This window comes from Vibrio breoganii, from assembly GCF_001677275.1.
Taxonomy (GTDB): domain Bacteria; phylum Pseudomonadota; class Gammaproteobacteria; order Enterobacterales; family Vibrionaceae; genus Vibrio; species Vibrio breoganii.
In genome coordinates this window covers 1,959,772-1,983,740 of the sequence record NZ_CP016177.1, presented here as the reverse complement: position 1 = coordinate 1,983,740, position 23,969 = coordinate 1,959,772, and the positions used below count along the sequence as shown (strand labels likewise).

The following is a 23,969-nucleotide window of genomic DNA, read 5'->3' as shown; positions in this document are numbered from 1 at the left end:
GTGTTTTAGCGCCACTTTCTGTCTTAAAGTCTCTTGTTCTGAACAGCTCTGTGGCTTACGAACTCAAATCTATCGCTTGGTTATTTAGATATTACCTCTGCATTTATATTCACTTTAGTTGCCTATAATTGCGTTTAAACGCTATTCCAGCCAAATTCTCTGCTTAACCTCTCTAATGTCTTCAACTCCTTTGCCGTTTCTCTTTGAATCCATTGATGAATTTCTTTAACAATGTCGGAAGTACCTCGGCAATGGCAGAAGTATTGCCAAGCACTAGGCTGGATTTGTGCATTGCTAGGACAAACTAAATAGCCGTGTTCCAGCTCAGGCAAGATCAATAGCAGGTCACTCACGGTCACTCCTTGGCTAGATAAACAAGCACTCAAGGCCAAATCCAGAGTAAAGAAGGTGGTGTTGCGTATCTTTGCGCTGTCTTTGTGTCCGACACGGGCTAGCCAGGTTTTCCAGTCATGATGGTCAAGGGTGGGGTGCAATCGTGGCATCGTGAGTAGAGATTGCAGGCTACCTTCTTTTGAATACAGCTCTTGAGAGCACACTGGCGCCATGTATTCATCTCTTAAAAACACCACATCAGAGCGCTTCTTATATTGGTGGGGAATCCGAGTGTTAAGAATCAGCAAGTCATAGTCAGTGGATTTAAGGGCTTCATCTTCATCAATAGTGGGAATCACCACGATCTCATGTTCAGGGTAGCGCTCTTGCAGCTGCTGTATCTTTGGGAGCAATGAGCGAGTGGCATAACTGAGCGCGGCCTTAATTACGATTCGCTGCTGCTGATTGGGTTGCCAAGACTGTATTAAGGTTTGTACGCTCTGATAGTTCCGCTGAAGCACAGCAAACAACTCTGAGCCTTGCAGCGTTAAGTCGATGCTTCGATGCCCTCGCACAATTAACTCGACACCTAGGCCTTCTTCGAGCTGTTTGACCTGACGACTGACGGCGCTTTGGGTGACATTCAACTCATCCGCTGCCTCAGTAAAACTCAGGTGGCGGGCAACGGCCTCAAAGGTTTTCAAGCTGTTGTGGGAGTAGGGGATATCGGGATAAGGCTTCATAGTTCTTCACATGATCTCAGGTAATGCCAACTGACATAAATGTTAATTGAATCCTAGCTCAATTAGCAGTACTTTGAGCCCAAATCATAGAGGGCTGTATGAAAAACATTCTTAAACTGGCATTGCCGCTGACATTATCCCAACTCATCGCTATGGCATTGGTACTCACCGATGTTTGGATGATGTCACAAATCAGTGTTGCCGATCTCGCCGCTGGTGGATTGGGTGCCTCTGTGTATTCGTTTGTTTTTCTTATGGCAGGCAGCATCGTGGGTTGTGTCGCCAATTTGATTGCCATCGCTTACGGGCAGAGTATTGCGCGCCCTGAATTTGGCCAGCAGCAGATCCGCTTTGCGGTCAAAGGCGCAGTGATGCTTTCTGTTCTGCTAGCGGTCACACTGAGTTTTAGCTTCTTGTATGCACCTCAACTGTTAGCGAAAGCTCAACAATCACCAGAAGTCATAGATATCGCAATGCTGTATCTCAACGCATTGAAGTGGGCAATGTTGCCAACGCTGCTTTTGCTTGTTCTGCGCGGGCTTACTAGCACCTTTGGTGATGTGCGCTCAGTGATGGTGATGTCGATTCTGACGGTAATCATCAATGTGCCAATCAGCTACTTCCTTGCCTTTACTTTAGATTGGGGTATTGCAGGCCTTGGCTACGGTACTGCAATCGCAGCTTGGTTCGTATTAGTGGGTTACGGCACTTGGGTATTTCGTCAAAGCAAATACCAACGCTTTGCACCTTGGCAAAATATGCACGAGTACACCCCAAGACTCATGGGACCGCTTTTGTCTATGGGTATGCCAATTGCCTTAGCGGGCATGCTGGAGCACGGCCTTATCTATGGTGGCACCTTGATGGCGGGTATGATTAGTGTGGCATCTTTAGCATTACACCAAATTTTACTGCAGTGCTTGTCCTTTACCTGGAACATCAACTTTGGCTTTGCACAAGCCTCTGCCATCTTGGTGGGCAAAGAGTACGGTGCGAACAATTACGATGGCATCAAAACCATCGCCAAGAAGAGCTTTGTAGCAGTAACCGTGCTGAGCTTTGTGATCGCCTTTGGCTTTATCGTGTGGCCTGAAGCCATTGCTAATCTATTCCAGTTGGATGCAGAGGGCAGTCATGAACTGACCACTTTGTTGACGTCGATGATCTGGGTAGTGGCATTATGCTTTGTGGTGGATGCATGGCAGCTACTCGCCATTAACCTGCTTCGCGGAATGAAGATAGTGATGGTGCCAACCATAATGACGGCAATCGGTTACTGGGCATTTGGCTTGCCAGCCGCATGGTACTTGATGAAGGCTTATGGTTTAGCCGGTATTTGGGGTGGTATTGGTGTCGGCCTTGGCGTTACCGGTGTGCTTTTACTAGCGCAGCTCATCTATGAAACCAGACGCTCTAGCAATCGAACGTTAATGCAAGCGGCCTGAGACTCACTTCTCAACTTGAGATTTGCGTGAGCGTGAGTCTCTTAGCCTTTGATATACTCAGTTGTAAATCAACGCAAAGGATGAGCTCGATATGTCAAAAACCGCAAAGATTCACAATGAAGACAAGCTAGTAAAAAAGGCAATAGAAGTCGGTTTGAAGATGGCAAAGATGCAAGGCATTGATTTGCCGAGTTCGACAGGACCATTAAAGGCGCAAGGTGTGTACCTGTTTCTAGTAGGCGTAAATCAAATCACGCCATTGCCAGACAATAAGCTAGACGGTCCTAACATCAAGCACCGCTTAGCGCTTTGGATGCACAGCGTGTTGCCGGATAATGACCCTCTGAAGTAGTAGCAATTAACAATGAAAAACCTCTGTTTGTAGTCATACATGCAGAGGTTTTTGTTTTTCTGGATAACAAGGTTTTGCCCCAAAGCTTGCTAGAGAGGGAAAAGGGCTTGTAAGAAGTAATGAACAAAGAAAGGTAAGCAGTTATATCTGTTCTGATGAGATATAACTGCTTCTTATGTGAGAGGGTAAGGCTATTTTACTTCGTACCTAAGTAGAACTTCATTATCCAAAACAACGTTTGTTGACCAAATGAAGCTAGCTCCAGCACCACTGAATTTATCAATAAAGTTCATGTACGATTTCTTGTTATTCACACCAATTTCATCTTCTGAGTATTCAGTCGCTTGCGGCCATGAAACTGCGTCAAAATCTTTTGCCATCCAGTTACTTGGGGTTTCCCAATGAGCCGCATAAGCATTTTCACCGTTATCTGTACCTTGTGTTGTACAGTTCTCCGATAGTCGCTTCCCATCGACTTCACTTAGGCAACTTAAATCATAGATTGGTGCAGTATAAAATGTCTGAGCTTGCCAGTCGGAACCTGTCACAGTGCCGTCACTAAAGCTTGCGATAAAGCCACCATCACCTGGATGGAATGCCTTGCCACGGTTATCTTCTGTACCTAAACCTAAGTTTTCTTCCCAATCAATTACTTTTACGGCAATCGTGTAAGGTTTATTTACTTTGAACTTGACGATACTAGAGTTAAACGGTGTGAAAGGTACCGTGTCTACTGCGACAAGCTGACCATTAATATATAACTCGAAATAGTTGTCAGCAAAGATGTAACCTGTGATCTCTTCACCGTCTGAGTCAATAACAGCCACAGGGACAGGCTCTTCATCCACATCAGTTATGCTATCAGGCGTGATATTAGTGCACTCTTCATAAAGATCGACAGCTTTTGGCGCAGTTGTGAAATGGTTTTTAGCTGGAACTGTCCATACTTTCCCGTCAGCATCAGCAATTTCACCGATGCCTGCCACACGACTTCGACCGTTTGCACATTCAAAAAGATTCGCTTCTACTGTTTTTGCAAGACCTTGAGTAATGCTAGCTGAACCCTTGTAATCATTGATGCTTCCACTAACAGTTAGGTCAGAGGACTGAGAACAACCAGTCAAAAACAGGGCGATAGATGAAAGAACGAATACTTGATTGTTTATATTAATAATCAATAGAAGTCCAATAGTAAGTATGAAACTTGAGTATAGGTTTTAGTCTCAGCAAATCAATATGCTGAACTAACTAAAATAACTGGCGCATATATTAGGGTGTATCATGTAAATCAACGTAAACAATGTGTAATTATCAGTAAATGAACGTTTATTTCTAACGTTCACCAATTGCCCCTGCGTAACTCAGAATTGTCCATTTCCGAGTTAGCTCATCTATTCCAAACACCAAAAAGGGTCTGAGCATAACATTCAGACCCTTCTAATTTCTATTCGCTCAGCGAAAGCTTCTATTACAAACTCTCAAGCGCCTTCTGAATCGCTGGGCCAATCTGGCGTTTGCGCGAAGTTACGCCATCCAGAGTCAACATGTCAGAGGTTGGTTCAACATTAAACGCAGTCTTGATAACTTGGTAATCACCTTGATCAACCCACAGTAGGTTGGCTTTCTTGTCTTTGGTATCCGTGATAGAGAAGAACAAGTGATCCAGTCCGTTGGCTTCTTTGTAAGTTTTCATCGCTGATTGCAGTTCATCCTTGCGGTCAATCAACTGTTGAGCCGTTAGGGTTTCTGCTACGCCGATGCCTACCTTTTTACCGCCATATTCAAAGTTTTTGTAATCCATAGTTAGGATGGTTTCTGATGATAGGTGGCTTAGGTCTGATTTGGCCACTAGCATCTGCTGACCGAAATCTTCGAGGTCTTCAACACCTGCAATTTTTGCTAGTTTTTCGGCAAATTCTCTATCGTAGTCTGTAGTGGTTGATGACTGGAACACGACAGTGTCAGATAGGATTGCGCCTAGGCCTGCACACGCAAGATGCTTAGGTAGGGTAACGTTAAGCTTTTCGGCGTTATCAGCCAAGATAGTTGCCGCTGAGCCCCAGCCGCGGATATCCATGGCTACGATTTGTGGGGTATTGATTGGTGAGCCGCCAATAGCGTGGTGGTCAATTACTGCCACAATGGAGTTTTGATCGATAGTGGGTGCTAACTGCGTAGTCTGGTTAAAGTCCACCAAGCCTACTTGGTATGAGGAATAGTCTGATTCAACGCGAGGAGACTCAGCCTTACAGTAGTTAAGAACGAACTCTGACTCAGGGTTGATTTGCTCAGGAACTGTCGCGGTGCCACCGTAGATGTGAGCTGCAAGTAGCGCCGACATTACTGTATCGGTATCAGGGCTTAAGTGACCCGTCCACACCAAGTTGTCGGTATCGTTATTGGCAGGTGTTTGCAGATCAAAAGCATAGCTTGCTGAACTGGCGGACATAATTAGAGCTGCAACTACAGGTGTAAGTTTCACGGACATTCCTTTTAGGTTTAACTAATGAAGACCATAAGCTAAACACTATTCATTGCAGATAAATGTCATCTATATTTCGTTTTTATTTCAGTAGGTTAGTGTGCGGAAGGCTTTACTGAGGGCAAATAAAAAGGCCTGAACGTGATGTTCAAGCCTTCTCGTTTGTCTCGTTCTAAAGTGGCTTAACTTTAAGCCGCGATAGTTCGATGAATTACATGCGCTCTAGAGTTTCAATACCCAGTAGAGACAGACCTTGCTTGATGGTCTTCGCTGTAAGCGCTGCTAGTTGCAGACGGCTTTGCTTAACCGCTTCGTCTTCTGCTACTAGGATTGGGCATGCTTCGTAGAAGCTAGAGAATTGACCCGCTAGTTCGAATAGGTAGCTACACATGATGTGAGGCTGACCTTCGCGAGCAACAGCTTGTACTGCTTCTTCAAACTGCATCAGTTTAGCGATAAGCGCTTTCTCTTTTTCATCAGTAACGATGATGTCGCCTTGCAAGTCATCCATAGACACGCCAGCTTTTGCAAATACAGACGCTACGCGAGTGTAAGCGTATTGCATGTACGGCGCTGTGTTGCCTTCAAATGCCAGCATGTTGTCCCAATCGAACACGTAGTCAGTGGTACGGTGCTTAGAAAGGTCAGCGTATTTAACCGCAGCCATAGCAACAGTAGACGCAATGTTTTTCTTCTCGTCTTCTGCAAGCTCTGGGTTCTTAGATTCGATAAGCTTGCCCGCGCGCTCTTCTGCTTCGTCAAGAAGGTCAACTAGACGAACAGTACCGCCAGCACGAGTCTTAAATGGACGACCGTCTTTACCTAGCATCATGCCAAATGCGTGGTGCTCAAGAGAAACGTCTTCTGGCACGTAACCCGCTTTGCGAACGATAGTCCAAGCTTGCATTAGGTGCTGATGCTGACGTGAGTCGATGAAGTAAAGTACGCGGTTCGCGCCTAGTTCTTCATAACGGTATTTTGCACAAGCGATGTCGGTGGTAGTGTATAGGAAGCCGCCGTCACGCTTTTGAACGATAACGCCCATAGGCTCGCCGTCTTTGTTCTTGTACTCGTCTAGGAATACAACCTGTGCGCCGTCATCTTCTTTTGCTAGGCCTTTTTCTTTAAGGTCAGCAACGATGCCTTTTAGCATGTCGTTGTATTGGCTCTCACCCATCACGTCGTCACGAGTTAGAGATACGTTTAGACGGTCGTAGTTCAGTTGGTTCTGTTGCATGGTGATGTCCACCAACTTCTTCCACATGTCTACGCAGAACGCATCGCCACTTTGCAGCTTAACGACGTAGTTACGAGCTTTAACCGCGAACTCTTCGTCTTCATCGTACAGTTTCTTAGACTCACGGTAGAAGGCTTCAAGATCAGACAGTTTCATTGAAACTTCGCCATCTTGCTCTGAAACGCGCTCAAGGTTTGCGATAAGCATACCGAACTGAGTACCCCAGTCACCGATGTGGTTAGCACGGATAACCTTGTGGCCCAAGAACTCAAGAGTACGAACTACAGCATCACCAATGATGGTTGAACGCAGGTGACCAACGTGCATCTCTTTGGCCACGTTTGGTGCAGAGTAATCCGCTACGATAGTTTGCGGTGCTTCTGATGCAACGCCAAGACGAGAATCCGCTAGTGCTGCTTTTGCCGACTTCGCTAGGAACTCTTCGCTTAGGAAGATGTTGATGAAACCAGGGCCTGCGATTTCAGTTTTGCTAGCGATGCCATCTAGGTCTAGGTGCTCAAGCACTTTTTGAGCAAATTCGCGTGGGTTTGTACCTAGTCGCTTTGCAACGCCCATTACGCCGTTCGCTTGGTAGTCACCAAACTGAGCTTTTGCAGATTGACGCACTGCTGCTGGGCTGCCTGCTGGCGCGCCTGCTGCTTCTAGTGCTTGAGATACTTTGTCGTTAATAAGTGCTTGGATATTCACACGCAATTCCTTCAATTCAAGGAGTGTCAAGAAAGCTAATAATAAGTGCTTTCGTGCCGTAGTTCACAAAAATGGGGGTAATGATAACAAGATCAGCGCTGATCTAAAAGTGCTCTCAAAGGGTGCAATCCAATTAATCTGTAGCAAAACTCTCTGTTGAAGGTAAACTTCTGCCAAAACTGGATTAAATGACCAAAGGGTAGGGAATATGGAGCAATTACAACAGGCAAATCTGCACCCACAACAGATGCTAGATAGGGTTGATGCGTTTGCTGAAAAGATAGCCGTTTTGGGACAGGAACTAGGGTTAGACCTCAGCCAATTTCAGGCGGATCATATTGCCCTCAGAATCAATGACTCAGCTCTTGCTAAGCTTGCTCACGAGGCGTGGTCAGAGCTAGGCGCGACCATTTCACAGGCGCAAATCAATGGCAGACCTATCGTAGTGATTGCCTTTGATACCCCAATCAGCGCCGGCGCTTGGTCTATTGATTGCCTAGAGCTTCCTTATCCAGCAAAGGGTAAGATCTATCCTGCTCAAGACTGGGAACACATTGAGTTTGTGATCCCATCAGATAAGGTCGATGCGCAAGATTACCTGCAAGATATCAAGCAGCGATTTCCAAGCTTTAACCTTGAAACAGGGATGAAGATGAAGTTATCTAGCCCGAAGGGCGAAGGGGAGCGTTTAGTCAATCCTACCGTAGCGTTTAAGAAAGACGGAGTGTGTATCAAGCTGCACCCGCATCCGCTAAAGAAAATTGTAGAATCAGAGCAAGCGTAACAAGGGTAGAAACTGAACCCCAGACGGGGTTCAGTCAAAGAAGATTACAAGATAACGGTCTTATTGCCGTAAACAAATACGTGGTCGTTCACTACCTTGTTTAGTGCTTTACTCAGCACGTTCTTCTCAACGTCGCGACCTGCTTGCGCCATATCTTGAGCGCTGAAGTTATGATCCACAGGTATCACGTCTTGCTTGATGATTGGGCCTTCGTCTAGATCGTTAGTCACAAAGTGCGCCGTTGCACCAATGATTTTCACGCCGCGCTCATACGCCTGAAGATAAGGCTTAGCGCCAATAAAGGCCGGCAAGAAGCTGTGGTGAATGTTGATGATGCGATTGTGGTAATGCTCAACAAAGCTTGGCGTTAGGATACGCATGTATTTGGCCAGCACTAGGTAATCAGCATCAAAGCCATCGATGGCTTCTTTCACCTTCGCTTCATGCTCTTCACGGTTTAGCCCTTCATGGCTCACGTGACGAAACGGAATATCAAACTTCTCTACTAGCGGTTGCAGGATGTCATAGTTGCTGACCACTGCGGTGATATCCACATTTAGGCTGCCATCAAAGGTTTTCATTAAGATATCGCCTATACAGTGCGACTCTTTGGTGACCAACACCACTACCTTCTTCTTGCTTGAATCCACCAGTTTCTTGCTGGCGTTTTGAGGCAATGCAAACGTTAGGTCTTCCATAAATACCGAATCGTTGAAGTTGCCTTCAAGCTCAGTACGCATAAAAAAGTGACCACTGGTGTTGTCTACAAATTCATTGTTATGAATGATGTTCAGTTGATGTTTGTAACAGATATTAGTGATCTTCGCGATCAGTCCTGGCTCGTCAGAGCAATGGGTGAGTAGGGTCTTTCTTTCCATGATGACTCTTTAATAAAAATGATGAAAATAGGTCTGCTTCGACATTATCCAATTTTTCACCTGCTTGCAAATTCAACTAGTGGCTAGATTGCCCTGCACTCTAAGCTCACAGTCGCACCAATGGGTAAAAGCTGACATAATAATACCAATCACACTAAGTAAGTGATCAGAAATAGCGCAGGAAAAATGCTCGAGAACAAGGCAGAGTTTTTTGATAAGTAGTTATTCTACAATCAAAAATCCTAACGCCGTTATCGAGCATTTTAGCCAGCTAGGATGACCCGTTATTTAGTACGATTGGTATAATTTCTCGCTCAATCAACAAGGCCCCCTTTTGTGAATATCAGTACTGTTTTTTCTGCCGATGGCGCATTAGGTAAAGCGATCTCTGGCTTTCAGCCGCGTGATGAGCAAACCATGATGGCAGAAAGTGTCCATCAAGCTATTAAAGAGCAGTCTCAACTGGTGGTTGAGGCGGGCACGGGTACTGGAAAGACATTTGCTTACCTTGCTCCTGCATTGTTGAGCGGTAAGAAAACCATCGTCTCTACGGGGTCGAAAAACCTGCAAGAACAGCTGTTTCACCGCGACCTGCCATTGATGAAAGATGCACTGGGCTTTACGGGTCGTATTGCGCTGTTAAAAGGCCGCGCCAATTACTTGTGCCTTGACCGATTGAGCCGTCAGATTGTCGAGAGTCACGGCCACCATTCCGATCCGCAATTACTGACCCAATTGGTTAAGGTTCGTTCTTGGTCCTCATCGACAAAAAGCGGCGACCTTGGCGAATGTGAAGACCTTGCCGAAGACAGCCGAATTATCCCAGATATTACTTCTAACAATGAAAACTGCTTAGGGAAGGAATGTCCGAGTTTCGGCGATTGCTTTGTGTTTAAGGCACGCAATAAAGCGCTCGAGGCTGATCTTGTGGTGGTGAACCATCACCTGTTTTTGGCGGATATGGCGGTAAAGGAAACCGGCTTTGGTGAGCTGTTGCCAGAGGCGGAGGTCTTCATATTCGATGAAGCACATCAAATCCCAGATATTGCCAGCCAATACTTTGGTCAGTCTATTAGCTCTAAGCAGATTGCGGATTTAGCCAAAGACATAGAGATTGGTTATCGCACGGAAGCCAAAGACATGCGTCAGCTACAAAAGGTGGCGGATAAACTGGTGAGCTCGGCCTCTGAGATGCGTATTTCCTTGGGTGAGCCGGGCTTTCGTGGCAACTGGCGCGACGCGCTGAAAAATCAAAAGCTACAACGAGAGATGGAGCGCCTGCAAGATGCGCTGCAACTATGTCGTGATGTGCTCAAAATGGCGCTAGGCCGCAGCCAGCTTCTAGATACCGCGTTTGATCGTGTCACTCAGATACAAAACCGCTTAACGCGAGTGTGTGATACCTCGATCATGGGGTATTCCTACTGGTTTGAGTGCACCCCAAGACACTTCTCATTGAACATCACACCGCTTTCAGTAGCGAATAAGTTTCAAGAGCAAGTGGACGCACACGGCGGAAGTTGGGTGTTTACTTCGGCGACCTTGTCGGTATCGGGCGATTTTCAGCACTTTACCTCTCGTTTGGGGTTAAAGGCGAAAAAGAGCCTAGCCTTAAGCAGTCCATTTGATTATCAGTCACAAGCAAGACTGTGCGTGCCTCGCTATTTGCCTGAGCCAAACAGCCCGCAAATGGCGCAAAAGCTGGTGTCTATGTTGACGCCGGTTATTGAGACCAACAAAGGGCGTTGTTTCTTCTTGTGTACCTCGCACGCCATGATGAAAGACCTCACCGAACGCTTCAGACAACGACTAGACTTGCCTGTGCTAATGCAAGGGGAGAGCAGTAAGCAGGCGTTATTAAAAGAGTTTACTGAACTGGGCGATGCCTTGCTGGTGGCCACCGGAGCATTTTGGGAAGGGATAGATGTTAGAGGTGACGCGTTAAGCTGTGTTATTATCGACAAATTGCCGTTTACCGCCCCTGATGACCCGCTGTTAAAGGCGCGCATTGAGGACTGTAAACTCAACGGTGGCGAACCCTTTTATGAGGTGCAACTCCCTGATGCTGTTATTGCATTGAAGCAAGGGGTGGGGCGCTTAATTCGAGATAAAAGCGATAGAGGTGCATTGATTATCTGCGATAATCGCTTGGTAACACGCGATTACGGTAAGATGTTTTTATCCAGTCTGCCACCGATACCGCGCACTCGTAGCGTTTCGAACATTATAAATTTCTTACAGCCTTCGACCGATGTCGTGATCGAGGCTGAATAGTACAGCGAATAATTGAGTAATAGATGAAAGCGAAAATTCTAGCACTAGATACCTCAACCGAGTTTTGCTCTGCAGCCATTATGGTTGACGGAGAGGTGTTATCTAAAGGTGAGGTTGCCCCTCGTGAACACACCACCAAGATCTTGCCAATGGTGGATCAACTCTTGGTTGAGGCAGGTTTGAAACTGGGTGATTTAGATGCCCTTGCTTACGGCCAAGGCCCTGGCAGTTTTACGGGTGTTAGGATTGGTATTGGTATTGCTCAAGGCCTAGCCTTTGGTGCTGACTTGCCTATGGTGGGCGTTTCTACCCTGCAAGCAATGGCTCAAGGTGCGTATCGTACCACTCAAGCAAACAACGTGGCGGCTGCTATTGATGCTCGCATGAGCGAGGTGTACTGGGGTCGATTCAGTCGTATGGAATCTGGCGTTTGGCACATCGACGATGAAGAGTGTGTGATTCCTCCGGCTGAGCTTGTTCAGCAAACTGCAAAAAGCGAACTGGTTTGGGCTCAAGTGGGCACGGGCTGGGAAGCGTACGCTGAAGAATTAAATCAGCTTGAACTTAAGCGCACTGACAGCGGTCTACTATACCCTGAATCACAAGATATCGTTATTTTGGCTCAGCACGAGCTTGCCAATGGCAATCAAGTGGGGGCGGAAGAAGCGTCACCTGTTTATCTACGTGATAAGGTGGCTTGGAAAAAGCTTCCGGGTCGAGAATAACCACATCACGTTAGATACGTTGTACACGGAGACTGTATGTATCGAGTATTAACCGCTCTTCTTTTGGGTTTAGTGTTGGCGGGCTGCAGCTCTTTGCCTGACTCGCTTGTTTCGAGCAACGAAAAGATAGTGACCGACTACGGTAACTGGGTGAACAGCGCACCCGAAGAGGTCTCCGAAGTACGACTTGGCGGTGTGATTGCCAAGATCACGAATCTTGAGGCAAAAACACGCCTTGAAATCGTGAACCTACCCATAGCCAAAGATGGCAAGCCGGATATTAATGTAGAGCCTGAAGGGCGCTTTGTTGCCTACGTGGATGGCTTTATTGACCCTGTAACCTTCGCCAAAGGGCGTTTGATCTCTGTGCTAGGAAAGCCTGCCGGCAATGAGAGTGGCAAAGTAGGAGAGTATGAATATCGATTCCCTGTGCTTAATGCCGACGGCTACCATCTATGGCAAATCAAAGAAAAGCTGATTGTGCATGATGAACCGTTGAGTATGTTCCCTTGTCGTTCGCTGTACTGTCGCGAGGTCAACTATGGACCTAGAACAGGGCACGTCGTGCAGAGTGTTGAATAACGGTGTTATCAGAACGCACCTTTGAGGTTAGTGACTACTTGCTATCGGCTTTGTGCTATGAACCACAGAGCCCCTCGCATTGTGTTTTGATGTTACATGGCTGGCTAGATAATGCGGCGTCATTTACGCCTTTAATGGACGTAATGCGCTCGCAACACCCAGATATCCAGCTTATCTCGTTAGACCTTCCCGGCCACGGTTATAGCTCCCACTCGCGCAGTGGCTATTATCCCTTCCATGACTATATTGATTCCCTACATCAAGTTATCACTGAGCTTAAAAAAGAGCTCAATTGCCCTCTCACTCTAGTGGGGCATTCAATGGGTGCGCTTATCGCGAGTTGTTACTCTGCGGCCTTTTCTGAGAATGTCGAACACTTGGTTCAAATCGAGGGTTATGGCCCGATATCTGAGTCGCCACAGAACAGCTTAACTCGATTGAGAAAGGGTGTGCTGAGTAGGCAAAGAGTCACTAAAAAACCAGCACGTTTTTTTGAAAGCTTTGAAGAAATGGTGCAGCTGCGCGCTAAGCGCTATGTTTTAAACGCGGATGAAATTACTCCGCTGGTGGAGCGAGATTCTGAGCAAACAGAGCAGGGGTGGTGCTGGCGACACGACAAAAAACTCAAGGCCGAATCCCTGTATCGAATGACAGAAGCGCATGCGAAACAGGTTATTGATGCTCTTCCTAAGTCCAATCTACTCATTTTGGGTGATGCGGGTTTTACCCATTTGAGCTCAATTTGTTCCCCAACGACGAGAATTTCACACATTAAGGGTGGTCATCACTGCCACTTAACTTGTCCGAAGTCTATTTCTGAGGCAATAATCGCTCTAATTTTGTTCGGTTAGTGTGCTTTTGTGAACACCATTTGAACGCCTTTGGATTTTCCGGCTATCCTGTAATGGAATCGCAATAAAACAAAGAAATTCAACCTGATAGTCGTATATAATGCGTTGCTATTTTTTCAGGAGTAATAACGTGAATAAACCTTGGCTCTCTCGATATCCTTCTGATGTACCAGAAATGATTGACCCAGATACCTACCCATCTTTGGTAGAGATGTTTGAAAACAGTGTTCTAAAGTTTGCTGATCAACCTGCCTTCCTCAATATGGGGTCGGTAATGACGTATCGTAAATTAGAAGAAAGAAGTCGTGCATTTGCTGCGTATTTGCAGAATGAATTAAAGCTTAAAAAGGGTGATCGAGTTGCCTTGATGATGCCAAACCTACTGCAATATCCCATTGCGCTGTTTGGTGTGCTTCGTGCCGGCTGTATTGCAGTGAACGTAAATCCACTCTACACCCCGCGTGAGCTTGAACATCAGTTGAATGATGCGGAAGTAGAAACCATTGTTATTGTTTCTAACTTTGCGAACACCCTTGAGCAAATCGTTGACAATACCTCTGTGAAAAACGTGGTATTGACGAGCCTAGGACAAATGCTACCGACAGCCAAAGGTACGGTTGTCGACTTTGTCGTCAAGTACGTGAAAGGCATGGTGCCAAAATACGACCTTCCTGGTGCTATCTCATTCAAAAAGGCATTGCATAAAGGCCGTCGCCTTCAATATGTGAAGCCATTTATGAGTGGTGAAGATATTGCCTTCTTGCAATACACCGGTGGTACAACCGGCGTGGCCAAGGGTGCGGTTCTGACGCATCGCAATATGGTTGCCAATGTACTGCAAGCCAAGGGGGCGTATGCTGCTAAGCTAGAAGAAGGTAAAGAGTTAGTCGTTACGGCGTTGCCGCTTTATCATATCTTCGCTTTGACAGTGAACGGCTTGCTGTTCTTAGAGTTGGGTGCCAACAACCTGTTAATCACCAATCCGCGCGATATTCCTACCTTTGTGAAAGAGCTAAAGAAGGTATCGTTCACCGCGATTACCGGTGTAAATACCTTGTTCAATGCCTTGGTCAACAATGAAGACTTCCATGAGCTGAATTTCAGCCGTATGAAGCTATCTGTTGGTGGTGGTATGGCAGTTCAACAAGCGGTAGCGGACAAATGGAAAAAGACTACAGGTGTCTTTTTGCTGGAAGGCTATGGTTTGACAGAGTGTTCTCCACTGGTATCGGGCTGTCCACACGACATGACTGATTACAATGGCGCTATCGGTTTACCAGTGCCTTCTACAGAGGTTCGTATTGTTAATGACGAAGGTGAGCCTCTAGAGAATACTGAAGTGGGTGAGCTACAAGTACGCGGCCCGCAGGTGATGCAAGGCTACTGGAAACGTCCGGAAGCAACCCGTGAAGTGATTACTCAAGACGGTTGGCTATCAACGGGTGACATTGTTAAGTTTGATGACGAAGGCTTCTTGCACATTGTTGATCGTAAGAAAGACATGATTTTAGTGTCTGGCTTCAACGTTTATCCAAATGAGATCGAAGACGTGGTTGCGCTGCATGGTAAGGTGCTAGAAGTCGCCGCTATTGGCGAACCGCACGATGTATCAGGTGAAGTGGTTAAGATTTGCGTAGTTAAACGCGATCCATCATTAACTAAGGATGAGCTAATTAACCATTGTCGTCAGCATCTAACAGGTTATAAGATACCTAGGATTGTTGAGTTTATGGAAGATCTGCCAAAGACAAACGTTGGCAAGATCTTGCGTCGTGAATTACGTACTGACGCTAAAGAAGCAAAATCGGCTTAAACGAAACCGATATTGAACATAAGCCCCTGCAGAGCAGACGCAATCAGCGCATGCAATGCAGGGGCGTTTTTAATTATGGATATATAAAGAGACTATTTTGAATTATCAGATAGTGACAGACACTCAAACTCTGGCACAGGCGTGCGAACAAGCCCGTCAAAAAGAAGCGGTGATGTTGGATACCGAATTTGTCCGTACCCGTACTTTTTTCCCGCAGCTTGGCTTGGTGCAGATGTACGATGGCGAGCTTCTTAGCTTGATAGATACCACCGTTATTGATGATGTCACTCCGATAGTAGAGCTGCTGCAAGATACCTCTGTGCTTAAGGTGTTGCATGCGTGTGGTGAAGATATTGAAGTCTTCCAACACCATTTCCAGAGTGTCCCAACGCCTATGGTTGATACGCAGGTAATGGCGGCATTTTTAGGCCACGGCCTTTCGACAGGCTTTGCCACTTTGGTAAATGAATACTTGTCAGTAGCGCTGGATAAAAGCGAAGCGCGTACAGATTGGCTAGCTCGTCCATTGACCCCAAAGCAATTAGATTATGCGGCGGCGGATGTATTCTATCTGCAACCTCTATTTGACAAGCTGCAAGCGGCTCTTAAGGAGTCGGGTTACTGGCAGAATGCGATGCAAGAGTCTGAACTTCAGGTGGCTAAGCGTATTCGTCATCATGAGCCAGAGAAAGCGTATCTCGACATTAAGGGCGCATGGCAATTGTCTCCGCAGCAGCTTAGCGTTCTTAAGCCGTTGGCAACATGGCGTTATGAAACGGCACTGCGTAAAGACTTGGCACTTAACTTTGTGTTTAAAGAAGTCGATTTGCTGGCTGTTGCTCGCTTTAGTCTCACCTCAGCACGTGATATGGAAAGAGAGCAGTGTGATGTACGCTCGGTACGTCGTTATAGCGCTGTGATTGCCAATATTGTGCGTAAAGCGCAAAGCACACCAGAAGCCGAGTGGCCGCAAAAGATTGATCGCCTAGTGGATCTGCCAAACTACAAGCAGACGTTCAAGTCACTGAAAGACGAAGTGAACAAGGTGGTGAAGGACTCGCATCTTGCCCCTGAATTTTTAGCCTCTAAGAAGCAAGTGAACCAACTTATCTCTTGGGTATGGCGCAAGAACATGGCACCAGAGTCCACCCCTGATTTAATGCAGGGCTGGCGTAAACCTCTGCTTGGTGAGCGTTTACTCAAGAAATTGAATTAATAAAAAAGGCGATGAGAGATCATCGCCTTACTTTTTTCTGTCAGAGTAAGAATTACTCTTCTTCTGGTAACTTCACGTTTAATTCGAGTACTGAGATGTCATCATCTTTGTGTTCAAAAGAGACGTTCACCATGTTTGGATCAATGTCTACATACTTGCTGATAACCTTCAAGATATCAGCCTTAAGCTCTGGCAAGTAAGACGGCGCTGGGTCGTCATGACTGCGACGCTCTGCAACAATGATCTGCAAACGCTCTTTGGCAACGTTAGCCGTCGTCTTCTTTTTTGGACGGAAAAATTCTAGTAAAGACATAAATTAATTAACCCCCAAATAGACGTTTGAAGATACCTTTCTTCGGCTCCGTAAGGAATCGAAACTCGATTTGCTCACCTAGTAGACGCTGTACTGTGTCGTGGTAAGCCATGCCTGCATCAGACTGCTCGTCAAAGATAACTGGCACGCCCTTGTTAGACGCATTCAGTACCGCTTGGCTCTCAGGGATCACGCCTAGTAGATTGATGTGAAGGATTTCTTCTACATCTTCCACGCTTAGCATCTCACCTTGAGTTACGCGAGCAGGATGGTAACGAGTCAGCAGCAGGTGCGTCTTCACAGGCTCAAGGCCTTGTTCCGCACGGCGAGATTTAGAATCAAGAATCCCTAGGATACGGTCTGAATCGCGTACTGATGATACTTCAGGGTTGGTCGTTACAACCGCTTCATCGGCAAAGTACAATGCCATCAAAGCACCTTGCTCAATACCCGCTGGAGAATCACAGATAACAAAATCGAAACCCATTTCGTCTAGGTCATTCAATACTTGCTGAACGCCTTCTTTAGAAAGTGCGTCTTTATCACGAGTTTGTGATGCAGGCAGAATGAATAGGTTTTCTGTGCGCTTATCTTTAATAAGCGCTTGGTTTAGTGTCGCCTCGCCGTTAATAACATTAACGAAGTCATACACTACGCGGCGTTCACAGCCCATAATAAGGTCTAGGTTTCGTAGACCGATATCGAAATCGATAACCGCGGTCTTCTTACCCTGCAGGGCTAGACCCGATGCAATAGCGGCACTGGAGGTGGTTTTCCCTACGCCGCCTTTTCCTGAAGTAACAACAATGATACGTGCCATCATTTTATCCTTTATTTAATATTGAGGAGATCGCAGTGCAGGGTTTGGTCCGTTAAACCCAAAATCACTTTTTCTCCCCAGAAGTGAGATTCTATTTGTTCGCTAAGCCAATAGTTTCCAGCAATGGAGACTAATTCTGCTTGCATGTTATGACAAAGTATTGAGGCCGCTTGCCCGCTCGCGCCTGCGATAGCACGTCCGCGCAAAGTGCCATAAATATGGATGCTTCCGTCAGCGATCACCTCGGCACCCGCGCTCACATGGCTTAGGATGATTAGGTCGCTGTCTTTGGCATAGATCTGTTGTCCAGAACGCACTGGAGTACGAATTATTTTGCTTGGCGTAATGGCTACGGGTGCTTTATCTGGACGGTTGGTGCCAGTCATAACAGCAAGCCCTGCTTCTCTTGCTAGCTTTTCGAGGTGTTTGTTGGTGCAATCGGTGACGCCTACAGGCACCATACCAATATTAATAATGCCTTGTTTGAGACGAGCTAAATCGAGCTCAGAGCTTGCCTGAGACAGGTTAACGACCAGTGGAGCAGCTTTAAAAAAGGCAGGGGCCTTAGCCACTTTTTCATCTAAATAACGAATTGCTGAATCAGTGTCGTGCTCATACATGTGAAGCACAGTAAGTGGAAAACTGCTTCCCTTTAGATCTGGAGTTTGAGACATCTAACCTAGCCTTGGCATATAATCAAACAGTTACCTGTTATGTTATCTATCATAGTGACAACGAACAAGTAACTTGTTGTCAAATGTTGGTTTTAAGCTCAAAATCACACAAAGTCTTTAAAATTGACACTTTAGCTGTTTAAGCTTGGATATGAACTCGATAGATCAAGGCGATATATGATTTGTGCAATCTATAAAAGTAACAAAAAACAGGGGATGTACCTCTACATCACTAAAAAAGATGATTTTTCTGCAGTGCCAGATCAATTAATGCAGATGTTCGGTAAGCCGACCATGGTGATGGTGGTGAATCTCGCGAAGCGCGGTCTTGCCACTGTCAATGTCGAAAAAGTAAAAGAATCACTATTAAGCGATGGCTTCTTCTTGCAGTTGCCACCTCCAGTTGAGAATGAATTGGATGCCTATAAGCGACGTAAAAAAGAGCAAGACGATTCGGCTGATTAACACGCATAAAGGAATAGAGATAGCATGATAAGGATGTTGAAATGCGCAAAAAGCATTGGGCTTATCTTACTAGCAAGTAGTGTTTCAGTATCAGCGAATACGCAGATACCTAAGCGAGATGTCAGCTTTGATGAGTACGTTGTTGCGTTAAAAAACGAGGCAGCAGAGCAGGGGATTACGTCTAAAACTGTAGAAAGTGCCTTTGCTAATGTGCAGTTTAAGCCTCGTGCGGTATCGGCTGACCGTTCTCAGCCAGAAAACAAAATCACTCTGGATGAGTACATACCTAGAGCGGTACCGAAGTGGAAGGTAAAACAGGCCAAGCAGAAATATCGTCAACATCAAGCTGAGCTCGAGCGCATCGGTGAGCTTTATGGCGTGCAGCCAAGGTTTATCGTTGCTCTATGGGGCGTTGAGAGTAACTTTGGCGTGCTGACTGGCGGCTACAATGTGATTGATGCTTTGACCACTATGGCTTATGAAGGGCGCCGTGAGACGTTTTTTCGCAATGAGCTGATGGCGGCGCTAACCATTTTAGATGAAGGTCATATCACCGCGAAAAATATGAAAGGGTCGTGGGCTGGAGCTATGGGTCAGCCTCAGTTTATGCCAAGTTCTTTCTTAAATTACGCGGCTGATGGTAATGGCGATGGCACCAAGAATATTTGGAAGAATGAATCCGATGTGTTCGCCTCTGCTGCTAACTATCTAAAGCAATCTGGATGGAATGATACCTATACCTGGGGTCGTCAGGTGACCTTATCTGAGTCTCTAGATGATAGCCTTTTTGGGCGACAGCCTGAGCAAGCTAAAACATTGACGCAGTGGCAAGAGTTGGGTGTTCGCAACCTGCAAGGGCATGATTTACCTAAGCTTAAAAAGGATATTGATGCTTGGCTGATAGCGCCAGATTCACCATCTGGCAGGGTGTATTTGGTGTACAACAACTATCAAGTATTGATGAAATGGAACCGCTCCTACTACTTTGGTTTGGCGGTGAGTCATTTAGCGGATCAGCTGAAATCATTATAAAAAAGAGCGAGGATTATCCTCGCTCTTTTTGTTTTGTTTGTGCAGTCTTAAAGCTTATTTACCAAACTGCTCGCAGGCAATCATGGTGTTTTCAATCAAACTTGCCACTGTCATTGGGCCAACACCGCCTGGTACTGGAGTGATAAGACTTGCTCTCTCACGTGCAACATCATACTCAACGTCACCAATTAGCTTGCCATTGTCTAGGCGGTTAATGCCTACATCAATCACGATCGCGCCTTCTTTCACCCAGTTACCCGGAATAAAGTTAGGCTTACCTACCGCAACCACAAGCACGTCAGCCTGACGCACGTGGCTCTCTAAGTCTTTAGTAAAGCGGTGACAGGTTGTAGTTGTGCAGCCCGCTAGCAGAAGCTCAAGGGTCATAGGGCGGCCAACGATGTTGGATGCGCCGACGATTACCGCATGCTTACCGTGTGTTGGTACGTTGTAACGCTCTAGCAGAGTGATGATACCCTTTGGCGTACAAGAGCGAAGCTTAGGCATGCGTTGTGCGAGACGACCCACGTTATAAGGGTGGAAGCCATCCACGTCTTTCTCTGGAGTGATACGCTCAAGGATCTCAGTAGAGTCGATACCCGCTGGAAGAGGAAGCTGAACCAAGATACCGTCGATTTCATTATCAGCATTGAGCTGGTCAATCAGCTCTAAAAGCTCTTGCGCGGTAGCGGTAGAGGGCAAGTCAAAAGACTTCGACACAAAGCCAACCTCATCACAAGCGCGGCGCTTACTACCCACATAAACTTGAGATGCAGGGTCTTGACCCACAAGAACAACAGCTAGGCCAGGTGCACGTAATCCAGCCTCAGTGCGAGCTTTTACTCGCGCTGAAACTTCAGAACGAACGGTTTGAGAAATCAGTTTTCCATCAATGTTTTGAGCAGTCATGACGATCCCTAAGTTAAGGCGGTTCAACATTTTGGCGCATTGTCGCAGAAACGAAACAGTTTTGCTACATAGCAAACGTTTGCGTCGGGTATTTTATATCCACAATGTATAACGTTGACTTTTTTTTCGGCACTTAGATCATAATGTTCAATAAAGCCGTTGACCATTGATTCTCAACTCGTATAATCCTTCCCCATAGCGCGCCCTTAGCTCAGCTGGATAGAGCACGTCCCTTCTAAGGATGTGGTCGTAGGTTCGAATCCTACAGGGCGCGCCACATTCTATAAGGCCTGACGACTTTTTAAGTTGTCAGGCCTTTTTCGTTTTTGCTGTTCATAGTCTAGTTAGCTCTTGGTTAGAGATGAAAGGATTTGAACCTCCCTAAAACTTCTGTCGTTCTGATACGCACCAACTGCAAGTCTATATATTGAATTATTGGCTGCCATGGTGGCTATATCAATACTAAAGTCGTCGCCTAATCGCCCTGTAATTTTGATTTGACCATTTCATACAACCAAAGATGCTTTTTGCTTTTGCGGTTTTTTCTGTGGATGTAGGCGCATAAGGTTAATTTGTTTACTTCGGGTATGTTGGTGACTTGGATAGCGCGTAATCCCTCACCACAATGCTTAGCGTAGTTGCCAAGCGCAGGGAAAATCAGGTCGGAGTTCAGTGCTGCCTGTTTCACGCTACTGGCTGAAGTGCTCCGATACATGACTTTTATAGGCGTACCACGTTTTTCCATTGAGGCTTCAATGAGTGAAGAGTGGAACTGGTTAAATAACGGCATTTCAATTAAAGCAAAGTTGTAATTGAGTAGCGCTTCAACCTCAACGGCCTTTTCTTTCAGAGGATGGTCTTCCCTTACCATTGCAAACACTTCGACATCGACCAAGGGCATCTCGTAGATATCTTTGCTCATGTGGGCAAATTGAAACTGAATCGCCATATCGACTTGCTCGCTTAGAATCATTCTAGGCGTGTCTTGAGTGATGTTGTGAGCGGCAAAGGCGACATTGGGAGACACGTTCGCGATCTGTGAAAACAGTAGGGAGGGTAGCCAGGGTAGGATTTGTTGTCCCATTTCAATGGTAATAGTGCCTTCTAGATTGCCGGGATCGAATTGATGATGTTCATTCAATGCAACTGATAATTGCTCCATGATGGGTGTCAGTGCCTTGAATAAACTGTCTGCAAAAGGAGTCACATCAAAGCCTTTTGTGGTCTTGATGAACAGTTCGTCGTCAAAATGATTTCTTAATTTACTGATGTTTTGACTGACGGCTGGTGGGGATATAAATAGCAGTTCGGATGAACGCTTTAAGTTTCTTTGTTGATAAACGACAGAGAATAACTTGAGTAAGTTTAAATCTAGGTTCTTCAGTTTATCTTTTGTCATCTTATGCTCTGCTTAGGTATTAAGTACAGCTTAAGACTAAATGCAAATCTAATGAATATCCAATTAACAAGTGACTTTATATTATGACGGCACTTCCAGCGACAGGACGTTGCATCTTTTACTGAAAATAGGGTCTTAATAATGAAAAAATCAATGATTGCTTTGTCTGTCGCTCCCGAGACGGTTGTGGATACGTCTGATTGGGGCACGCGCCCTGAAGCAACAGGCTTGACATCAGAAGAATTCATTTGGTCTGAAGGGATGGATTTTGCAGCCAACCTAGTAAAAGTAAATGGTCTTAACACATTCAATACGCCTAGCATTGCAAGTGTGAACAACCAAATCCTAACGACTCCAAACGTGAATGTGTTATACACAGCGGCTATCGTCGATACGACAGGAGGGTTTACGCTTAACTTGCCAGTTGATAACAGCCGTCTAGTCACTGCGCAAATTATCAACCTTGATACGCACACCACACCGGTTCATCTTACTAAAGGTGGTGAGTACACTTTCTCTTCTGAAAAGTTTGATAACCATGTTGGTATATTAGTGCGTATTGGTGTCGAAGATAACGCTGATGCTGAAGAGCAAATTGACGTTATTTCAAATGAACTCTCAGTCACCGCTACTAATGCAAACCCTCTACCTTCGTACGACTTAGATAAATTGCTTGCTACGCGTACTGCATTAAAGCAAGAGTTTGCAAAAAGTCCGATGGATAGCTCAGGTGGCATGGTTGAAACAACCGACAAAATCGCTGATTGGGAAAAATACACGCTAATTAGTGCTGCAGGTTGGGGGTTGAGTGCCGAAGAACGTGCATCATATAAATTGATCCCTGGCCCTAAAGATCTAGAGTGCAGCACAGTGACGTTTGAAGGTCCTGTTGTGGATACTAACGCTAACGGTTTTTACAGCCTGACTATTTACGGCAAAGATATGTTCTTAATGGCCGATGAAAGCAACACAATCAAAGGTGATGAAACGGGTCAGATTGAAGTGACGGTTGGCCCGAAAGAGTGTAAAGAAGGTGCTGAAAACTATCTTTACGCAGCGAAGCCTTGGAATATTGTCTTGAGAGCGTACGAGCCTGAAATCGAAGCGTTCATGAATTTACCTACAGCGACTGTTGTTACTCAGTAATCAAAAAAGCGTCGTAAAAAAGAAAAGGCAGTGGAGTTCTTCTTCACTGCTTTTTTGTATCTGCTTAACCAACAGGAATAACTACTTTCTGATGATGCTTAATTGCAATTTATGAAAATCTGGTTGGAACGCATCACCTCACAACTTTACCAAGCATTAGCAAACACCTGTGTCCAGTAGATGCCGTATTGGGTATCTGCATTTTCTACTGCGCTTGCGCCCATCTCTGTGACATTACTGCTCATTATATTTTGGCAGTGGCCAGCGCTGCTCATCCATGATGCCATGACGTCGTCTATTGAATTTTGCCCAGCGGCGACATTTTCTGCCCATGCATTGGCTGAATAGCCGGTATCTGCGACGCGTTCTGCGGGTGTGCTGCCATCCGAGCCTGTGTGATCCATGAAATCGCCATTAGCCATATCACTTGAGTGCCTGAATGCGGCTGCTTCTAAGTCATAATTCCATTTTAGGGCAGGTACTGCTGGCATGATGGTTCCGCCACAGTTTTGCTCTATTGAGCGGGCGTGATTGACTGCAGTTAGCATCAAGCTTGCGAAGTCATCTTGTTCTGGGGTTTGCTCGTCGGGTGACGTTGATTCTGGCTCTGAGCCGTCCTCGTTTCCTGGTGTGCTTCCGTCACTATCGGGAACCGTCGCTATGGGATCGTTTGTTGGGTCTGTTTCTGAATTGGGCTCGGAGTTACTCGTAGAACTCGAACCTGAGCCACAACCGATTAAAAGAGTCGACAAAAGGATGATCGGTATATATCGCATTGTTGTACCTAA

Annotated in this window: 23 protein-coding genes and 1 tRNA gene; 13 read left to right on the top strand and 11 right to left on the bottom strand. The window is 45.9% G+C overall.

Annotation, left to right across the window (positions count from 1 at the left end; all coding sequences use genetic code 11):
- Positions 1–134 precede the first annotated feature (134 nt).
- Complete coding sequence (locus tag A6E01_RS09145) at positions 135–1,076, bottom strand: LysR family transcriptional regulator (protein ID WP_017029608.1); 942 nt, start codon at positions 1,074–1,076, stop codon at positions 135–137.
- Between the two features lie 98 nt (positions 1,077–1,174).
- On the opposite strand from A6E01_RS09145, the gene A6E01_RS09140 reads away from it, so the two are divergent.
- Together A6E01_RS09140 and A6E01_RS09135 are read left to right on the top strand one after the other, a co-directional pair.
- A complete protein-coding gene (locus A6E01_RS09140) occupies positions 1,175–2,521 on the top strand; it encodes an MATE family efflux transporter (RefSeq protein WP_017029607.1) in 1,347 nt (448 codons plus the stop codon).
- Positions 2,522–2,612: 91 nt separating this feature from the next.
- Complete coding sequence (locus A6E01_RS09135; protein ID WP_017029606.1) at positions 2,613–2,873, top strand: DUF5062 family protein; 261 nt, start codon at positions 2,613–2,615, stop codon at positions 2,871–2,873.
- A gap of 191 nt (positions 2,874–3,064) precedes the next feature.
- Here the strand turns inward: A6E01_RS09135 and A6E01_RS09130 are convergent, their stop codons facing one another.
- From A6E01_RS09130 to argS, 3 genes are all read right to left on the bottom strand, one after another.
- Complete coding sequence (locus A6E01_RS09130) at positions 3,065–4,045, bottom strand: hypothetical protein (RefSeq protein WP_156744621.1); 981 nt, start codon at positions 4,043–4,045, stop codon at positions 3,065–3,067.
- Positions 4,046–4,341: 296 nt separating this feature from the next.
- On the bottom strand, positions 4,342–5,355 hold the full coding sequence (locus tag A6E01_RS09125; protein WP_017029484.1) for a manganese-dependent inorganic pyrophosphatase: 1,014 nt from the start codon (positions 5,353–5,355) through the stop codon (positions 4,342–4,344).
- A gap of 211 nt (positions 5,356–5,566) precedes the next feature.
- Positions 5,567–7,300 carry an arginine--tRNA ligase gene (argS, locus tag A6E01_RS09120; protein ID WP_017032568.1) on the bottom strand — a complete coding sequence of 578 codons (1,734 nt, stop codon included), beginning with the start codon at positions 7,298–7,300 and terminating at the stop codon, positions 5,567–5,569.
- A gap of 208 nt (positions 7,301–7,508) precedes the next feature.
- Here argS and A6E01_RS09115 point away from each other — a divergent pair, with 208 nt between their 5' ends.
- Positions 7,509–8,084, top strand: coding sequence for a VOC family protein (locus A6E01_RS09115; RefSeq protein WP_065210107.1), 576 nt, complete (start codon positions 7,509–7,511; stop codon positions 8,082–8,084).
- Positions 8,085–8,128: 44 nt separating this feature from the next.
- Here A6E01_RS09115 and purU read toward each other — a convergent pair whose 3' ends face one another.
- Complete coding sequence (gene purU, locus A6E01_RS09110; protein WP_017032566.1) at positions 8,129–8,962, bottom strand: formyltetrahydrofolate deformylase; 834 nt, start codon at positions 8,960–8,962, stop codon at positions 8,129–8,131.
- Between the two features lie 336 nt (positions 8,963–9,298).
- Between purU and A6E01_RS09105 the strand changes: the two genes are divergently transcribed.
- From A6E01_RS09105 to rnd, 6 genes are all read left to right on the top strand, one after another.
- Complete coding sequence (locus A6E01_RS09105; RefSeq protein ID WP_017242508.1) at positions 9,299–11,236, top strand: ATP-dependent DNA helicase; 1,938 nt, start codon at positions 9,299–9,301, stop codon at positions 11,234–11,236.
- Positions 11,237–11,259: 23 nt separating this feature from the next.
- Positions 11,260–11,961 (top strand): tRNA (adenosine(37)-N6)-threonylcarbamoyltransferase complex dimerization subunit type 1 TsaB, encoded by a 702-nt coding sequence (gene tsaB, locus A6E01_RS09100; RefSeq protein ID WP_017242507.1) that lies wholly within the window; start codon positions 11,260–11,262, stop codon positions 11,959–11,961.
- 36 nt (positions 11,962–11,997) lie between these two features.
- Complete coding sequence (locus tag A6E01_RS09095; protein ID WP_017032563.1) at positions 11,998–12,543, top strand: Slp family lipoprotein; 546 nt, start codon at positions 11,998–12,000, stop codon at positions 12,541–12,543.
- 2 nt (positions 12,544–12,545) lie between these two features.
- On the top strand, positions 12,546–13,394 hold the full coding sequence (locus A6E01_RS09090) for an alpha/beta hydrolase (protein ID WP_102359383.1): 849 nt from the start codon (positions 12,546–12,548) through the stop codon (positions 13,392–13,394).
- 130 nt (positions 13,395–13,524) lie between these two features.
- The gene (fadD, locus tag A6E01_RS09085; RefSeq protein WP_017032561.1) at positions 13,525–15,207 is read left to right on the top strand and encodes a long-chain-fatty-acid--CoA ligase FadD; all 1,683 of its coding nucleotides are present in this window, start codon (positions 13,525–13,527) and stop codon (positions 15,205–15,207) included.
- A gap of 97 nt (positions 15,208–15,304) precedes the next feature.
- Positions 15,305–16,423, top strand: a complete 1,119-nt coding sequence (gene rnd, locus A6E01_RS09080; RefSeq protein WP_017032560.1) for a ribonuclease D — start codon at positions 15,305–15,307, stop codon at positions 16,421–16,423.
- Between the two features lie 52 nt (positions 16,424–16,475).
- On the opposite strand, the gene minE is transcribed toward rnd, so the two are convergent.
- From minE to minC, 3 genes are read right to left on the bottom strand one after another with little or no spacing between them, the layout of a single operon-like run.
- Positions 16,476–16,736 (bottom strand): cell division topological specificity factor MinE, encoded by a 261-nt coding sequence (gene minE / locus A6E01_RS09075; protein ID WP_017029474.1) that lies wholly within the window; start codon positions 16,734–16,736, stop codon positions 16,476–16,478.
- Positions 16,737–16,743: 7 nt separating this feature from the next.
- Entirely contained in the window at positions 16,744–17,556 is an 813-nt protein-coding gene (gene minD / locus A6E01_RS09070; protein ID WP_017029473.1) for a septum site-determining protein MinD, read from the bottom strand.
- A gap of 11 nt (positions 17,557–17,567) precedes the next feature.
- The gene (gene minC / locus A6E01_RS09065) at positions 17,568–18,230 is read right to left on the bottom strand and encodes a septum site-determining protein MinC (protein WP_017029472.1); all 663 of its coding nucleotides are present in this window, start codon (positions 18,228–18,230) and stop codon (positions 17,568–17,570) included.
- A gap of 177 nt (positions 18,231–18,407) precedes the next feature.
- On the opposite strand from minC, the gene A6E01_RS09060 reads away from it, so the two are divergent.
- Both A6E01_RS09060 and A6E01_RS09055 read left to right on the top strand, forming a co-directional pair.
- The gene (locus tag A6E01_RS09060; protein WP_017029471.1) at positions 18,408–18,695 is read left to right on the top strand and encodes a YcgL domain-containing protein; all 288 of its coding nucleotides are present in this window, start codon (positions 18,408–18,410) and stop codon (positions 18,693–18,695) included.
- 33 nt (positions 18,696–18,728) lie between these two features.
- The gene (locus A6E01_RS09055) at positions 18,729–19,727 is read left to right on the top strand and encodes a lytic murein transglycosylase (protein WP_017029470.1); all 999 of its coding nucleotides are present in this window, start codon (positions 18,729–18,731) and stop codon (positions 19,725–19,727) included.
- 54 nt (positions 19,728–19,781) lie between these two features.
- On the opposite strand, the gene folD is transcribed toward A6E01_RS09055, so the two are convergent.
- Positions 19,782–20,636 (bottom strand): bifunctional methylenetetrahydrofolate dehydrogenase/methenyltetrahydrofolate cyclohydrolase FolD, encoded by an 855-nt coding sequence (folD, locus tag A6E01_RS09050; protein ID WP_017029469.1) that lies wholly within the window; start codon positions 20,634–20,636, stop codon positions 19,782–19,784.
- 200 nt (positions 20,637–20,836) lie between these two features.
- Here folD and A6E01_RS09045 point away from each other — a divergent pair.
- Positions 20,837–20,913, top strand: a tRNA-Arg gene (locus A6E01_RS09045).
- A 198-nt stretch (positions 20,914–21,111) separates the two neighbouring features.
- On the opposite strand, the gene A6E01_RS09040 is transcribed toward A6E01_RS09045, so the two are convergent.
- Complete coding sequence (locus A6E01_RS09040) at positions 21,112–22,035, bottom strand: LysR family transcriptional regulator (RefSeq protein WP_017028957.1); 924 nt, start codon at positions 22,033–22,035, stop codon at positions 21,112–21,114.
- A 141-nt stretch (positions 22,036–22,176) separates the two neighbouring features.
- On the opposite strand from A6E01_RS09040, the gene A6E01_RS09035 reads away from it, so the two are divergent.
- Positions 22,177–23,181, top strand: a complete 1,005-nt coding sequence (locus A6E01_RS09035) for a DUF1214 domain-containing protein (protein WP_156744617.1) — start codon at positions 22,177–22,179, stop codon at positions 23,179–23,181.
- 146 nt (positions 23,182–23,327) lie between these two features.
- Here the strand turns inward: A6E01_RS09035 and A6E01_RS09030 are convergent, their stop codons facing one another.
- Complete coding sequence (locus A6E01_RS09030) at positions 23,328–23,957, bottom strand: CAP domain-containing protein (protein WP_017032556.1); 630 nt, start codon at positions 23,955–23,957, stop codon at positions 23,328–23,330.
- Between the last annotated feature and the right edge of the window lie 12 nt (positions 23,958–23,969).

Excerpts from the sequence above, each read along its gene's own strand:
- A6E01_RS09030 (WP_017032556.1), bottom strand. The coding sequence starts at position 23,957 with ATGCGATATATACCGATCATCCTTTTGTCGACTCTTTTAATCGGTTGT.
- A6E01_RS09140 (WP_017029607.1), top strand. The coding sequence starts at position 1,175 with ATGAAAAACATTCTTAAACTGGCATTGCCGCTGACATTATCCCAACTC.
- minD (WP_017029473.1), bottom strand. The coding sequence starts at position 17,556 with ATGGCACGTATCATTGTTGTTACTTCAGGAAAAGGCGGCGTAGGGAAA.
- A6E01_RS09060 (WP_017029471.1), top strand. The coding sequence starts at position 18,408 with ATGATTTGTGCAATCTATAAAAGTAACAAAAAACAGGGGATGTACCTC.
- minE (WP_017029474.1), bottom strand. The coding sequence starts at position 16,736 with ATGTCTTTACTAGAATTTTTCCGTCCAAAAAAGAAGACGACGGCTAAC.
- A6E01_RS09055 (WP_017029470.1), top strand. The coding sequence starts at position 18,729 with ATGTTGAAATGCGCAAAAAGCATTGGGCTTATCTTACTAGCAAGTAGT.
- A6E01_RS09040 (WP_017028957.1), bottom strand. The coding sequence starts at position 22,035 with ATGACAAAAGATAAACTGAAGAACCTAGATTTAAACTTACTCAAGTTA.
- minC (WP_017029472.1), bottom strand. The coding sequence starts at position 18,230 with ATGTCTCAAACTCCAGATCTAAAGGGAAGCAGTTTTCCACTTACTGTG.
- A6E01_RS09145 (WP_017029608.1), bottom strand. The coding sequence starts at position 1,076 with ATGAAGCCTTATCCCGATATCCCCTACTCCCACAACAGCTTGAAAACC.
- folD (WP_017029469.1), bottom strand. The coding sequence starts at position 20,636 with ATGACTGCTCAAAACATTGATGGAAAACTGATTTCTCAAACCGTTCGT.
- tsaB (WP_017242507.1), top strand. The coding sequence starts at position 11,260 with ATGAAAGCGAAAATTCTAGCACTAGATACCTCAACCGAGTTTTGCTCT.
- A6E01_RS09115 (WP_065210107.1), top strand. The coding sequence starts at position 7,509 with ATGGAGCAATTACAACAGGCAAATCTGCACCCACAACAGATGCTAGAT.
- A6E01_RS09095 (WP_017032563.1), top strand. The coding sequence starts at position 11,998 with ATGTATCGAGTATTAACCGCTCTTCTTTTGGGTTTAGTGTTGGCGGGC.
- A6E01_RS09135 (WP_017029606.1), top strand. The coding sequence starts at position 2,613 with ATGTCAAAAACCGCAAAGATTCACAATGAAGACAAGCTAGTAAAAAAG.
- purU (WP_017032566.1), bottom strand. The coding sequence starts at position 8,962 with ATGGAAAGAAAGACCCTACTCACCCATTGCTCTGACGAGCCAGGACTG.
- A6E01_RS09035 (WP_156744617.1), top strand. The coding sequence starts at position 22,177 with ATGAAAAAATCAATGATTGCTTTGTCTGTCGCTCCCGAGACGGTTGTG.